Annotated in this window: 13 protein-coding genes and 1 tRNA gene; 10 read left to right on the top strand and 4 right to left on the bottom strand. The window is 47.4% G+C overall.

The genetic code is table 11. From position 1 onward, the window contains the following. The first annotated feature begins 106 nt into the window (after positions 1–106). The 6 genes from J2Z28_RS08020 to J2Z28_RS07990 all read left to right on the top strand — a co-directional run bounded on the left by J2Z28_RS08020 (position 107) and on the right by J2Z28_RS07990 (position 5751). A tRNA-Asn gene (locus J2Z28_RS08020) sits at positions 107–205 on the top strand. Between the two features lie 114 nt (positions 206–319). Beyond that, entirely contained in the window at positions 320–1813 is a 1494-nt protein-coding gene (locus J2Z28_RS08015; RefSeq protein WP_211081852.1) for a TROVE domain-containing protein, read from the top strand. 25 nt (positions 1814–1838) lie between these two features. Next, positions 1839–2642, top strand: a complete 804-nt coding sequence (locus J2Z28_RS08010; protein ID WP_211081851.1) for a nucleotidyltransferase domain-containing protein — start codon at positions 1839–1841, stop codon at positions 2640–2642. 161 nt (positions 2643–2803) lie between these two features. Next, on the top strand, positions 2804–3433 hold the full coding sequence (locus J2Z28_RS08000) for a copper amine oxidase N-terminal domain-containing protein (protein ID WP_211081850.1): 630 nt from the start codon (positions 2804–2806) through the stop codon (positions 3431–3433). Between the two features lie 147 nt (positions 3434–3580). Continuing rightward, on the top strand, positions 3581–5140 hold the full coding sequence (locus tag J2Z28_RS07995; RefSeq protein WP_211081849.1) for an IS1182 family transposase: 1560 nt from the start codon (positions 3581–3583) through the stop codon (positions 5138–5140). 359 nt (positions 5141–5499) lie between these two features. Then, complete coding sequence (locus J2Z28_RS07990) at positions 5500–5751, top strand: RNA-binding protein (protein WP_211081848.1); 252 nt, start codon at positions 5500–5502, stop codon at positions 5749–5751. Between the two features lie 61 nt (positions 5752–5812). On the opposite strand, the gene J2Z28_RS07985 is transcribed toward J2Z28_RS07990, so the two are convergent. Then, positions 5813–6733 carry an AEC family transporter gene (locus tag J2Z28_RS07985; RefSeq protein WP_211082031.1) on the bottom strand — a complete coding sequence of 307 codons (921 nt, stop codon included), beginning with the start codon at positions 6731–6733 and terminating at the stop codon, positions 5813–5815. 121 nt (positions 6734–6854) lie between these two features. Here J2Z28_RS07985 and J2Z28_RS07980 point away from each other — a divergent pair, with 121 nt between their 5' ends. From J2Z28_RS07980 to J2Z28_RS07970, 3 genes are all read left to right on the top strand, one after another. Further along, positions 6855–7370 carry a mismatch-specific DNA-glycosylase gene (locus tag J2Z28_RS07980; protein ID WP_211081847.1) on the top strand — a complete coding sequence of 172 codons (516 nt, stop codon included), beginning with the start codon at positions 6855–6857 and terminating at the stop codon, positions 7368–7370. Positions 7371–7628: 258 nt separating this feature from the next. Then, positions 7629–8204 (top strand): RNA polymerase sigma factor, encoded by a 576-nt coding sequence (locus J2Z28_RS07975; RefSeq protein WP_062832928.1) that lies wholly within the window; start codon positions 7629–7631, stop codon positions 8202–8204. Beyond that, positions 8182–9795 (top strand): hypothetical protein, encoded by a 1614-nt coding sequence (locus tag J2Z28_RS07970; protein ID WP_211081846.1) that lies wholly within the window; start codon positions 8182–8184, stop codon positions 9793–9795. The genes J2Z28_RS07975 and J2Z28_RS07970 overlap by 23 nt, the downstream gene beginning before the upstream one ends. Positions 9796–10028: 233 nt before the next feature. Here the strand turns inward: J2Z28_RS07970 and J2Z28_RS07965 are convergent, their stop codons facing one another. After that, complete coding sequence (locus tag J2Z28_RS07965; RefSeq protein ID WP_211081845.1) at positions 10029–11090, bottom strand: LacI family DNA-binding transcriptional regulator; 1062 nt, start codon at positions 11088–11090, stop codon at positions 10029–10031. 114 nt (positions 11091–11204) lie between these two features. Here J2Z28_RS07965 and J2Z28_RS07960 point away from each other — a divergent pair, with 114 nt between their 5' ends. Next, on the top strand, positions 11205–12524 hold the full coding sequence (locus J2Z28_RS07960) for a glycoside hydrolase family 125 protein (protein WP_211081844.1): 1320 nt from the start codon (positions 11205–11207) through the stop codon (positions 12522–12524). A gap of 302 nt (positions 12525–12826) precedes the next feature. Here the strand turns inward: J2Z28_RS07960 and J2Z28_RS07955 are convergent, their stop codons facing one another. Both J2Z28_RS07955 and J2Z28_RS07950 read right to left on the bottom strand, forming a co-directional pair. Further along, positions 12827–13882, bottom strand: coding sequence for a Gfo/Idh/MocA family protein (locus J2Z28_RS07955; protein ID WP_211081843.1), 1056 nt, complete (start codon positions 13880–13882; stop codon positions 12827–12829). A 50-nt stretch (positions 13883–13932) separates the two neighbouring features. Continuing rightward, positions 13933–14820, bottom strand: a complete 888-nt coding sequence (locus tag J2Z28_RS07950) for a sugar phosphate isomerase/epimerase family protein (protein WP_076214488.1) — start codon at positions 14818–14820, stop codon at positions 13933–13935. Positions 14821–14834: the final 14 nt, after the last annotated feature.

Below are 14834 nucleotides of genomic sequence, written 5' to 3'. Positions count from 1 at the left end.
ATTGTAGCAGGATGAGTGGCAGGTTTCATTTTAAAGTTATGAAGGTCGTCATACTTTTACCATGTTCGCGTGTAGATGTGTGAGGCATAATGAGGTTGTGAAGCGGGGCAGCAATAAACTCTGCGGATCAAGGTTCCGAGGCGCCAGGGAGGGTTACTTCGACTGTTAATCGACCAGGTCGTTGGTTCGAATCCAATCGCCGCCGTACATGGCGGTGTAGCTCAGCGGTAGAGCGGGTATTATACCTTCCCACCTTTTTCCTCGGAACATTTTATTATGAAAGAACAGCAAATAGACTCACACCAGGAGGTCATGAGTGATGAGCAGAGCGAAACAATTATTCAATCAACCTCAGCCAACGACACGTAATCATGGGGGCTACGGTTCCTATGAGCGATTGGTGGAGGAACAATATATACAGATGTTGATGACCAATACATTGAACAATACGTTCTATGCAGACACACAGCAACTGATGGACGATGCAATGGTTAGTCATCAGGAGATGGCTGAGGTCGATGCAGGGTTTATGGCGCGGGCGCTGGTCTATGCTCGTAATGAAGGTTTGATGCGGTTACAGCCTCTATACGGGCTGGCACTGCTGTCCGAAGTGGACGCGGATCAGTTTGCAAAGGTGTTCTCCAAGGTCGTACAGACACCGGCTGACTTGGCCGATTTTCTGACGATTCTAAGAGGAACAGGTCGGGGACAGGGTGGTCGAGCGGTGAAGCGTCAGGTGAGTCAATTTTTGAACGGCATTACTGAATATTGGGCGATCAAATACAACGGGCGTGGGCGTGGATACAGTCTGGGTGATATGATCGCTACAGCACATCCCAAGCCGATAGATCTGAAGCAGCAAGCCTTATTCCGTTATTTGCGCGGGCATGAGGTGGATCTTACGGAACTTCCGCAGTTGCAGGCGCTGGAAAAGCTGAAAGCTACCCCAAACCCGGCAAGTCGGATGCATCTGATCGAGAAAGGTAAACTCCCGTATTCGGTGGTCACCTCGATCATGCAACCGACACGTACGGTGTGGGAGGCGTTAATGTCACAGATGCCGACCTTTGCATTGTTGCGTCACCTGAATGCAATGGATCGGGCAGGTGTTTTTGAAAAATCGAAAAATATCGATTACGTAACAGGTCGTCTAACGGATGCAGAAGCCCTGCGTAAGTCGCGCATATTGCCTTTCCGATTCGCCAGTGCATATGAAACGATTGCGAGGGAAGAGTTGCGGGATGCTTTGCGGCAAGCGGTGGAGCTCTCCATTGACAACTTGCCAACGCTGCCGGGAAGAACGGCTATTTTTCTGGATCGTTCCGGTTCCATGCAAGGGGATTATTTGCGGATTGGTTCGGTGCTGGCACTGGCGCTTTATAAACAAACACGAGGTAACGCCCTGTTCTGGTTATTCGACCATATGGTTGAGGATGCTCGTCCCAAGATGGATGAGAGCATTCTTTCCCAAGCTCACCGTATTCGCGCACAAGGTGGAACAGACACGGGTCGACCAGTGCGGGAACTTCGGGATATCGGAGAGAAAGTGGATCAGATCATTATGATCACCGATGAACAGCAGAATGAAGGCAGCCCTTTATATGCCGAGCTTGAGCGATATCGCCGGATGATGAATCCGGAGTTGAAGGCATTTATTGTGGATATAGCACCTTATCAGCAGGCCATGGTACCGCCACGGGATGGCAAAACCTTTTACATCTACGGGTGGAGTGAAACGGTACTGACGTATATTGCCGAGACTGTGGCAGGATATGATACACTCGCGAACCGGGTGAGAGCGATGGATATTTAATTTGGGGAAATTGGAGGCGACGGACATGACCTATGTTCATGAAGAAATGAAAGATACGATCAGACAACAGCTGAAGCAGATTGAACAGGAGGAGCAGGTACGGATCATTTATGCCTGTGAATCTGGCAGTCGGGCGTGGGGGTTTCCTTCACAGGATAGTGATTATGATGTGCGTTTTCTGTATGTAAGACCGCTGGAATGGTACTTGTCGATTGAGGAGAAAAGGGATGTTATTGAACGCCCGATCAGTGACCAGCTCGATATCAATGGTTGGGATCTGCGCAAGGCGTTGAAGCTGTTTCGCAAATCCAATCCACCACTGCTGGAGTGGCTGCAATCCCCCATTCAGTATGATGAACAGTATAACGTTGCACAGCATATTCGTGCATTGTCGCCGTTAACCTTCTCGCCCAAGTCCTGCATGTATCATTATCTGAACATGGCAAAGGGCAACTTCCGGGATTATTTACAAGGGGAACGAGTGAGGATTAAAAAGTATTTCTATGTTCTTCGTCCATTGCTCGCTTGTGGCTGGATCGAACGTTATGATGCAATGCCACCGATGGCATTTGAAGAGTTGGTGCAAGAACTTGTACCTGCGACTACACCGCTATATACGGAGATTCATGAGTTACTACGCCGGAAAAAGGCGGGCGAGGAACTGGATCTGGAGCCGCAGTTGCCAGCAATACACGCTTTTTTGGCGGAGAAGATCGAGCATTTTGACAGACTGGCGGGACAGATGGAGAATGAGCAGATTATTCAATTTGAAGAATTGGACCGGATTTTCCGTTTTGCATTGCAAGAGGTGTGGGGCGAAGGGGAATAAGAGGAAGAAAGTTGTGTGCTGGCGACGCTTTCGCTGGAGTCAGAGCGAGTAGACCCGCGTTTGTGAACTGTTATATGAAAATAAATTATGTTATTAACCTATATTGTATGGGTTATTATGGTATGATACTCTGGCCAAACTAATTGCTGGAGGTTATCCGTATGCGTATCAAAGTAATAAGCAGTTTACTTGCCATTTTCATGATTTTTGCTACCGTGGCGTCTGCTCACCCAGGAAGAACAGATTCGAGTGGAGGGCACACCTGTCGTACCAACTGTGCAAAATGGGGGCTGAAACAAGGGGAATATCATTATCACAACGGAGGTTCTTCTTCGAATTCCAAATCTTCCTCTTCAAGTTCATCCAGTTCAGGAAGTACCAAGAAAAGTAACAAGTCTTCAACTGCAACCCAAAAGAAAGCTACTCCTAAACCAGAATATATCAAGTCTGCTGTTCAGGTGAAGGTGAATGGTTCTAAGGTTATTTTCACTGAATCTCCTATTGTAATGAATAACACGAATCTCGTACCACTACGTGAGATGGCCAAAGTAATGCAAGCCAAAACGTCTTGGGATAGTAAGACTCAAACCATTACCGTTACAAAAGACAAGTACAAGCTAATCTTTACCTTGGGCAGTAAAAAGGTGAAGGTGAACGGGAAAGAAGTCACCCTACAGGCAGCACCCAAAGAAATTAAGGGAACGACGTACATTCCCCTCAGAGTTTTGGTAGAAGGGCTTGGGGCATCCCTCACTTCATCTGGTAATACGCTGACGGTGAAAGTCAAATAATAAGAATAAGAATTCATAAAGAAGGGGCTGTCCCATAAGTCATAAAAATGGCTAGGGACAGTCTTGTTTTCCAAATTGTAAAACAAAAAGAAACCGTTCCTTGGTAAAATGGAAGTGCGACCCACCATTTGAAAGGAGACGGTTTCTTTGTACATTCAATATACCATGGATCAACTTTTCTTGCCAATGGATTTGGAGACAGATATCCCCGAAAATCACTTCGTTCGTGTGGTGAATGACGCAGTAAACCGCCTAAGCGATTCCATTTTCGACGCCGCTTACCCTGGCGGCGGACGCCATAGTTATCATCCCAAAATGCTCACCAAAATCATCATCTACGCCTACACTCAACGCATCTATTCTTCCCGGCAAATCGCCAAGGCCGTTCGCGAAAATATCATGTTCATGTGGCTCGCCGGGCGGCAACAACCGGATTTCCGTACCATCAACCGTTTCCGTTCGGAGCGGATGAAAGAAGTGCTGGAAACCGTGTTTACCCATGTGCTGGAGTTGCTGGTTCAGGAGCAATACGTGTCCTTGGATCACTACTTTTTGGATGGAACCAAGCTTGAAGCCAATGCGAATCGGTACACCTTCGTCTGGAAAAAGGCTGTCGTCAAATACCAGGCCAAGCTGCAAGACAAAGTACATACCCTGTTCCAAGCCATCGAAGCGGCCGAAAGTGAAGAAGATGCACTCCACGCGGGTACAGACCTCCCTGAGCTCGGGGAAGCTTCCGCACTCACGGCAGAAAAGCTGGAAAAAGCCGTTCAGCAACTGGAGAAATCTTTACAAGAAAAACCGAAAAACAAAATCGTAAAGAAAGCCGTGCGACAGTTACGCAAAGATTTGCTGCCGCGGCTACAAAAGTATGAGCACCAGATCCAAACCGCAGGGGAGCGCAATAGCTATAGCAAAACCGATCCGGACGCCACGTTCATGCGAATGAAAGAAGATCATATGCGAAATGGTCAATTGAAGCCAGGATACAATGTGCAGATTGGAACGGAAAACCAATTTATTTTGGGTTACACGGTGCACCAGCGACCCACAGACACGAAATGTCTGAAGCCTCATCTCGATCATGTAGAAGAAACGCTCGGCAAAAGACCGAAGACCGTCATTGCCGATGCAGGATATGGAAGCGAAGAAAATTACAGCTATTTCGAAGAGCAAAACATTCAGGCGATCGTCAAATACGGGACGTACCACAAGGAGAAAACGAGGGCCTTTCAGCAAGCGATTGGCAAAGTGGACAACTGGAGCTACAACGAAACGGAAGATACATGGACTTGTGCGGCTGGGAAGACGTTACGTTTTCGGTATGAAAGCGAGACGGTCACGGAAAGTGGTTACTCGATACGTACCCGCCATTATCGAAGTGAAGATTGTAGTGCATGTCCTCTGAAAGCAACCTGCACCAAAGCCAAAGGTAATCGGGAGATCGCGATCAGCCTGACCTATATGCGGCAAAAAAACGAGATGCGGGAACGACTGCGTAGCGAGGAAGGATACACCCTTTCGGTCCGGCGCATGACGGAGCCAGAAAGCGTGTTTGGGCAAATCAAGAACAACCGGGGATTCCGAAGATTCCTGCTTCGCGGCTTACAAAAAGTAAGCCTGGAGGTCGGGTGGCTTTGCCTTGCCCATAATTTGCTTAAAAAAGCCTCAATGACAGAAAAACGCAAAAAGGACAAAGCAGAATGAACCTCCGCTTTGTCCTTTTTTTGAACCTAATGCCTCTTCCCACGGGACCCCGTGGCTATATATTTGAGCTGTAGTCATAAGTTTCTCTCCTTTGGAATTCAAGATAAGGTTAGGGCAAGTATAAACGGAGAAAAACGACTTGGGCAGTACGCACTTTCATGACAGTGACTATCCATTGGGATAGTGTAAACACGGTGTTTGTGAGCCTAACGACTCATTTCAGAGAATCTTTATATCAGGATATTTAATTTAGGTATAACTAACTTAAGTCCTATATCCTTCCCTTAGAATCTGGGTAATAATTATAGTAGGCAAGTGATTAATGGAATCTCATAACGTAACGATAGGGGGTAACCTGTATGGCATCCATGATTCTGCTGGTGAAACAGACGGAGGACGATGAGAAGGTTATTTATCGATTCGGACCGAATGAGCGAAAGATGGGTCTCATTGAGATGAATAAGATCAAGGAAAGTGTGAAGGAACTGGAACCTGTCCAGGTGGATGGGGTAAGCCCGAGTTTTTTCTTTAACCGAGCTGCGCAGCGACTGGCACGATGTTTATTCAGGGAAGGCGGCAAGTTCCCGGAACGAACGACGTTTGAATCATAATTTCAGCACCGCAAAAATAAGTCCACAACCCTGCTCATGGGTCATGGACTTATTTTTCATTTCAGAACGTTTTGGCATAAGAGATCAGTGCCGTAATTGTGATGATATTAAGCAACGTTGAGATCAGCACCGTCTGGGCTGCAAAATCGGGTTCGTTATCGTATTCTTCTGCGAGAATGGATGAGTTGACACCCGTCGGCATACCGGAAGCGATAATAAGTGCCTGTGCAGCGATACCTTCCAACCCAAGCAGAAGCACAATTGAAATTCCGATAGCCGGGCCAATCAGAAGACGCAAAAATGTGCTAATATACACATCAAGACGGTACAGTTGAATTGGATATTTTACAATCTGTGCCCCGAGTGTCAGAAGCGCCACGGCAACCATACTTTGCTGCGCATAGGTCAGCGGCATGGACAGGAACGTAGGCAAGGGAACCTTCCACATGTGTAACAGAATCCCCAGCAAGAGCGCATATGGAACAGGCATTTTAAGAAATCCAATAATCACCGCACGGTAATTACCTTTGAGCTTCGCGCCCTGGATGGACAACACGCCATAGGTAAATGTCAGTAATGCCTGCAAAGACATGACCAGTGCCTGAATGGAAGAGGCGAGTGGATCGCCGCGGAATACCAGTGCATTGATAGGCAGTCCATAGTTGCCTGCGTTATCCAGCATAATACTGTTGTTGAAGGCAGCCTTCATGCCTTTATTCATCCGAAGCGAGCGCGCAAATACAGAACCTACAATATAGAGAATCAATACATATATCCCGTAAAAGAGTGTCACGGTCCCGAGCAGTTCGCCCGACATATCCGAGTGATACATGCTCATAAAGACGGCTGCGGGGGTAATACAATAGAAATTGATTTTGGCGAGCGTGTACAAGTCCAACTTGAACACCTTTTGCATCCAGGACCCGACGGCAATCAGGAGAAAGACGGGCAGGACGACTTCAAGCATGATGTCTGCAATCATTAGTTCAGCTTCCTTTTTCATGAAAATTTCAATCCGATTTCGAAAATGCTTTGCTTATTATATCATTTTATACACAACCGAACGTGTGAATTGGCTAAAAAACATCAGGAGGTGTTGCATCATGATTCCAGATCATCTGGATGTTGGTTTATCGATATTGTTTATTGGTTTCAATCCGAGCATTACGTCTGGAGAGACAGGTCATCATTATGCTTACAAAGGAAACCGGTTCTGGCGCATTCTTGAACGGTCGGGATTAACCCCGCGTTTATATGATGCACAGGAGGATGGAGAGTTGCTGAAGCTGGGATATGGATTCACGAATATTGTGGCCCGTCCCACCAGAGGTATGGAGGATATTACGAAGGAAGAGTACGCTGAAGGACGACAGATTTTACGCCAAAAGCTGGAGAAATACCGACCGGACATCGCTTGTTTTGTCGGAAAAGGTGTATACACCCAGTACAGCAAACGTGCCAAAGTACAATGGGGATTCCAGGACGACCCGGTCGTCAAGGAAATTCAGGAGTTCGTCGCTCCATCGTCCAGTGGACTCGTTCGCATGTCGATGGATGAGATTGTGGCGATCTATTCCCAGCTTGCTGATTTTGTTGCGGAGAAGAACAGGGAAGATTAAGAGGCAAGTAAGACAGGAGAGAAAGATAGCAGGAAGAGGCTACCACGGAATGTGTGATTCGGGTTGCCATAAAGTTCACCACCAAACCTGTAGAGAATGTGCAGCGGCAATTACAGAATGTTGGTAAGCAGAGTTCACCCAATCGGCTTCGCCGAAAAGGGCGAATTCTTTTTTTTGGATAAAGTGAGAGGTTTCGGGAACGGCTTCCGTCTATATAGTACAGAACCATGCATGGAAGCTGTAGAGAAGGGGGATTACATGACTCAACAGATACCGGAGGAGGAGCTTATTCAGCGCATTGTTGCAGGGGATAAGCAGTTGTTCTCCGTGCTTGTGGATCGATATAAAAATAAAGTCTACGGCATCATGCGCGGAATGGGCGCGAGTCATCCGGATGCACAGGATCTCGCTCAGGATACGTTCATTCGCATCTATCGTTATCTCCCGTCGCGGCGGGAGGGAAGCAGTTTCTCGTCGTGGGTGTACACCATTGCGGTGAATCGGATGAGGGATTTTATACGGGAAAAGAAACCCGTCATGTCTCCGGTCGATCAGGGGATCGAACCTGTCAGTAATGAAACACCGGAAAAGCGTGTGCTACATAAAGAGATGCAACGTGAAATATATCGCCAACTCGAACAGTTACCTGAATCGTATCGCCTGGTGTTATTACTGAAGTACACAAACGAGTTGAGCTATGAAGAGATTGCAGACATTACAGGCATGAGTTCAACCAAAGTGCGCAACGCCCTTTATCGCGGGAAAAAAACGCTGAGGAAGCAAATGGAACGCAAAGGAGGTTTAGCTACGTATGAAGCCTATTTCAAAGGATGAGGATCGGTTGTGGGAGGAGCACCTATACCGTGAGGAGCCGGATGCGGATTTTACGCTTAAGGTCATGCAGAAGCTGGATGGGGTGTCCATGGAAAATGGAGAAGATCAGTATCCATTCGCGAAAAAATCCATGAGAACGTTTTGGATGCGCCGGACTGGAATCGCCGCAGCGGCAGTTTTGATCCTTGCGGGAGGGGCCTGGTTGGCTTTTGACCGAACAGCAGAGCCGCCCTACCCCTCAGTGAGTGCTGTGGATCGCCCGCCACTACAGAACATCCCTGTGCCTGAAGAATTGAAATATTCCTATTTTGCGGATGATTACAAACGTCTTAAACCTCTCGGACTTGTGTTTAATCCGGATATCAATATCAATGACCAGGGCTACACGCTTAAAATTGAAGACGTGCTTGTAGACCGATCTCATATGGTAATGACCATGCAACAAACAACACCTGATGGATTAGGGTTATCACGGTCACTGTCTGCGATGGGGAGAATTCATGTTACGGATGAAGAGGGACGACAGATTGCCACTCTTGCAAGAGATACCAGAACTAAGGGTTCCGTAACTGAACGATTGTTATTCCAGTTTCATGATGAAATTCCGGATCAGGTGGTCGTGCGGGGTGAACTGCGTAATCTAAATGTGGGCAGATATTATGATTACGAGAAGAAATCCTACGAAGATAGAGATGTTACGGTGGATTGGAGCTTCCAATTCAATATCGATATGACCAAAGCCAAATCATTGGCTGTTGAAAATTCTATGGATAACACATATACGACGCCAGAAGGACTAAAGCTTGATATGACACAGCTTGTACGCACGCCAAACGGAACCCGGCTTGACCTGAATGTGAGTCTGGATGATGAACTTCGTGCCAAAGTTAATGAGGATTGGGCGAACTATATGAGCATCATCTATCATCTTGAAATCCCTGAAACAAATGAATACCGAATTTTCAATGGGATAAGACCAGATTCGCGTCAAGCCAAGTTTCGACTCCAAGATCTGAGTGACTTAAGAAATGGTGGGCCGTTGAAGTTGTCGGAGACATGGGACCCTGCATTTGTTACGGTAGATGCGAAGAACATTCGCTTTGTTTTGGATGGTTACACCCTCCCGGTGAAGGAAGAGAAATCAGTGGAAGTTGATCTGAAGAGGATGCGTAAGGACGTTAATTTTTATACTTTTGTACATTTTGAACAGCTTGGAGATGAAATATTGTTTTATGATTTTGAGTACGAGCCACTGATGGAATCGTATGATCCTCCGAAGATTGATGTAAAGGAAGGGTATTCACTAGTTCTGAAGGGGAGTGGGACGTTCCGAAATGCTTTCATGGGTGATCGCTGGGTTGCAGTAGATTCGGATGGAAAAGAGTATCCTGTTGAAGTGAACGGTTATCCGGATCAACCTAATAATAACGGTGAATACGTTGAAGATGATCTGCAATTAAAAATTCGTGGTTTTAACGAAGAAAAAGGTACAAAATTCACCTTGAAACGATCGGTTGTTCATCGTGAGTATCGCGATGTGAATTGGGAAGTGGATCTTCCGTCGTACGATAGCCTGCCTTGGCTGAAATAACCAGTAGTACAATTCAAGACATGAAGTAAATGAAGCTTCGAATGGATGATATAAGGATGGGTGGATGAATCAGTAGATTTAAGTGTGAATGTACAGGAATATAAGGATATAAGCCTAATATACGAAAAAGGCCCTGCATAATATGCGGGGCCTCTTTCGTTTGCACTAGACTTACGGGGACAGCAAGTACCTAAAGAATTCATCTTCAGAAAAGAGCGGTTACCTTTTCCGAATTATGCCGATTCCCTTGGAATCAACGTGGTCGATAACATAACGGTTTCCTTCGGCGTCCCCGGGCGTTCGATCCGGCGTTGTAAAGCTTCAACGGCACGCTGTCCAAGTTCCTCTTTACACAGATTAACTGTGGTCAGGGGCGGGGAGGACGTAACCGCAGAGTGTACATTGTCGATACCGATGACAAGGCAATCTTTAGGCGTGGAGATACCCATCTCCTGTAATTTGTGCATCCATTGCAAAGCAATATCATCATTAACACCAATCCAGGCATCGGGACGTTTGTCATCTGGCATGTTTTGAATGGTGGTAGCCAACTGGTTAACCCATTCCTCGTTCTCATACGGAATATTCCATTCTCTGAAGCTGGTCGTATGACTGGTGTCCACATGGAAATGGTTCAGGGCCAACTCAATCCCGATCTTCCGCTGGGCGAAGCTCGCAGCACGACCATCATCTGTGATGAGGCCGATCCTTCGGCAATTCATAGACATTAGATATCTAGCCACGGTGATGCCAGCTTCCAGATTATCATGGCTGATTGTATCACAATTCAGCAGGGGCTCCTGATGATCTACCAAAATAATAGGCCGACCCGTCTGAGAGAGTCGTTGTAGAACCGTATGCGGGAAAGCCCCCATGACAATAATCCCGGCACAACGTTCCCAGTCCAAGTGAGGAGCAATAGCTTTTTCGGGAGAGGTGTTCTCGTCCGTCACTCCGAGTGAGGGAGATACAATGGCATGATGCCAACCACGCTCATTACAGGCGGAGATCATGCCTGACAGAACACGTTGCCAGTAGTGGGGTTCACCGCGGTTGAGCTGATTCATGCAAATGAGAACAAACGGTGGATCGGACGGATCTGCATGGTTTGCAGTAGCAGAACTATTGCTAGTACCTGGAGTACTTTGGCGATACCCCAGTGCCCGAGCGAGTTCCAGAACCCGTGCGCGTGTTGCTTCACTGACACCCGTCTTGCCACTGAGTGCGCGGGAGACGGCATATTTGGATAATCCGAGCTGGTCAGCCAGCGTCTGAATGGATACTTTGCGTGACATATCATTACTCCTTCATTTGACGATCATCTTCTGACACAGTACACTTACAAATAATAATGTTATTATAAATTATCATAACAAAAATAACAATATAGTTATAAGGAGACGACATCCATGGAACAGTTCAGATTACCGAAAATCCCTATGCCGCAACTGGAATTACCGCAAGCTGTGCAGGATATTCTGACTGAGGCGGACGAGCGTTTGCAACATCGACCGAGATTGCTGAATCAGTTTCGCAATTGTTTTCCGAATACGCTGGAAACGACCACGAAGCTACTGGAGGATGGGACAACCTTTGTGATTACAGGAGATATTCCCGCCATGTGGTTAAGAGATTCCGTAGAGCAAGTCATGCATTATGTTCCACTTGCGAAGGATGACGAGAAGTTGCAGCGTATCATCGGAGGGCTGATCAAACGTCATACGTTCTACGCTGATATGGATATCTATGCCAATGCGTTCAATGAAACAGCGAATGGATGGCATTGGGATGCCAATGATGAGACGGAGATGTCACCTTGGGTGTGGGAACGGAAGTTTGAGCTGGATTCTCTTTGTTTCTCCATGAAGCTAGCTTATACATATTGGCGGGAGACGGAACTTACGGATATATTCGATGAGCGCTTCAAGAAAGTGATGGAGAGTATCGTACACCTGTGGGAGATAGAACAGCATCATGCAGAACGTTCATCTTACCGGTTCATGCGCCGTAATTGTCCAGCCCATGATACGCTGCGTAATGAAGGATTGGGCATGCCGGTGAATTATACGGGGATGATCTGGTCCGGATTTCGTCCGAGTGATGATGCCTGTGATTTTAATTATAATATTCCGGCGAACATGTTTGCTGCGGTAACCTTGCGCCAAATGGGGGAAATCGCGAAGTGGGTGTTCAGGGATGAACAACTGGTAAGCCGGATGGCTCGTTTGGAAGAAGAAATACGACATGGCATTTCCTTGTACGGTACTTACCGTCATCCAGAGTATGGGCAGATTTATGCCTATGAGACGGACGGTTACGGCAACTTTTGTCTGATGGATGATGCGGGCACACCTGGACTGATGTCCATACCGTATATGGAGTATGCTTCAATTGAAGACAAGGTGTATCAGAACACACGTCGATTTATTCTGAGTAAGGAAAATCCGTTCTATTATGAAGGGAAGGTAGCCAAAGGTATTGGCAGCCCCCATACTCCTCCGGGATACATCTGGCACATGGCGCTATCCATGCAGGGTCTGACCGCAGACAATGACGAGGAAATACTGGCGATGATTGAATTACTGGAGAACACAGATGCGGGTACTGGATATATGCATGAAGGCTTCCACGCCGATGATCCCAACACGTTCACCAGACCATGGTTTGCCTGGTCCAACAGCCTGTTCTCGCAGTTGGTGTATAAGGCAATGAAAAAAGGAATTCTATAAAAGATACATTATAAAAAAAGAGTTCTTACTGCTCGTGAAGCAGCCGTTCCGGTTACGAATCGTTCTTTTGATCGCTGTTATCCCCGGATTTCCTGATCGACTTTTGTAAAGTCGAAATCCGGTGATAAAGGCGAACGCTTTGCTTCTTCAGAATCGATTTCGTCCCCTACACTACTTCGTGTTTGTCAGAAACTTTTTTGTACCTTGTATAGGAGAGGGAAGTAGGCAAAAAAAACAAGAAAGCCCAAACTGCTAAACTTTGCAGTTGGGCTTTGTTTAATAAGAAAAACACAGGCGCTTCGCTATGTGTTTTTCAGTAGATCGGCGATGAACACTTTCTGGCCTGTGCGGGCGCTTTCCAGGGAAGCGAGGACCATGGCCATACTGAACTGGTTATCGCTGCAATCGGTCTCAGGCAGTCGTCCTGATTCCAGTGCGGCGAACATGTCTTCGAGACAACCGTGATGTCCTGTTTTGTCCATGACAGGCAGTTCCGCTTCAATCCGCTCACTTGGCTGGAAAAAGGATGGTTTGCCGTCAGCATCCAGGCTTTGCGCAGTAACTACTTCAGCATAGATGTCATCATGACCATCCCAGATGGCGGTACCTTTTTCACCGATTACTCGCCAGCTTGCTTCCCATGATGTGGGTACACCTTCTGCGCACCAGGATCCGCGATAGTTGAATACGGACCCGTCAGACATCTCAAATATACATAACGCCATCGCATTGCCCTGATACCAGGAACCTGGAGGGTTGAACTCATGGCAGTACACCGATACTGGGTTGGCTCCGAGAATATACCGTGCCTGATCAAACGTATGTATCGCCATATCGAGCAGCAGCGGACTATCCATCAGATCACGGAATCCGCCGAAGTGTGGCCCGATGAAAAAGTCGGCTCCTGCGTAACCTACCTGCCCTATAGCTCCGCCGGAAATGAGGTGCTGGTAGGCGCGGATACGCGGATCAAAACGGCGATTCTGCATGACGGCTTGAATGTGTCCTGTGCTGCGAGCGGTTTGCACAATATCTGTGCAGTCTGAGAAGGACTCTGCCAGTGGTTTCTCGCCAAATACGTGACATCCTTCCTTCAGCGCTGTCATGGCAATGCCGTAGTGACTCGCCGGAATCGTGACATCAAATACGATATTTGGACCAGTCGTTTGAATGGCTTCACGGATATCGGTGAACGTGGGGCAGGTGAGGCCATGTCTTGTAGCAAAAGCAAGGGCTGTCTGTTCATACAGATCGACCAGTCCCACGATTTCTGTATCTGGCCTTTGCAAGGCATAGTCCGCCCATGTGTTTGCCATAGCACCGCAGCCAGCAATAATTACCCGATAAGGATGAGTCATGTTCTCATCTCCTTCGCATGTGGATTGTGTTATACAGCTCGCATGGTTTCCTATACCGGATTGGGCACAAAATCGCCACCACGGCATTGTTTCAAATATCGCAATGCATGCACCTGTCCGGTCATTTCAAGTTCGTCTTTGTAGACGGGATCATGCCAGCCTTCAATATCAATCGTGCCCTGATAACCGTTCTGACGCAGAATGGTGATAATGTCTGCCCAGTTGTTATCCCCGAAGCCGGGTGTGCGGTGCCAGACAAATTCACGTGGGCCGTGCACGCCATATTCCTTGACAATATCCCAAGCAATCGTGGCATCTTTGCCATGTACGTGGAAGACTTTATGAGCCCATTTGCGTAGCTGTGGAATAGGATCGATCAGGCTGGACATTTGATGGCAAGGCTCCCATTCCAGCCCGACATTTTCATCCGGAACAGCATCGAACATCATCTCCCAAGCCGTCGGGTTATGGGCAATGTTCCAGTCGCCTGTCTGCCAGGTGCCACCCATATCACAGTTTTCAAAAGCAATGCGTACACCCCGGTCTGCTGCCCGACGTGCCAGTTCACCAAATACTTCCTTGAACCGGGGGATGGACTCGTTAATGGGTTGATCGGTCAATCTTCCAGTGAACCCGGAGACGATATCTGCACCAAAGAGTTGTGCATGATCGATCACTCGCTCCCAGCTCGCCAATGTATCGGCGTTGTCTCCGGCTCCCGTTAGCGGATTACCAAATACACTCACCGCGGAGATGACAATACCTTGTTCGTCCACGATTTCACGGACACGTTTGGCTGTCTCTGCCAGGTCCAGATCACCAGTCGTTTGCCAGAAGGTCAGGTTAAATGATTCAAAGCCGTGTTGCATGATCTGCGGGATAACGCGGACGGCGTCCTGCCCGCCTACAAGGGTACCGATGCGTAATGATTTATTCATGGTTGTATTTCACT

This window comes from Paenibacillus xylanexedens (assembly GCF_017874615.1).
In the GTDB taxonomy this organism is placed as follows: Bacteria; Bacillota; Bacilli; order Paenibacillales; family Paenibacillaceae; genus Paenibacillus; species Paenibacillus xylanexedens.
The sequence above is the reverse complement of the archived record's forward strand: the minus strand, read 5'-3'. Positions and strand labels throughout refer to the sequence as shown.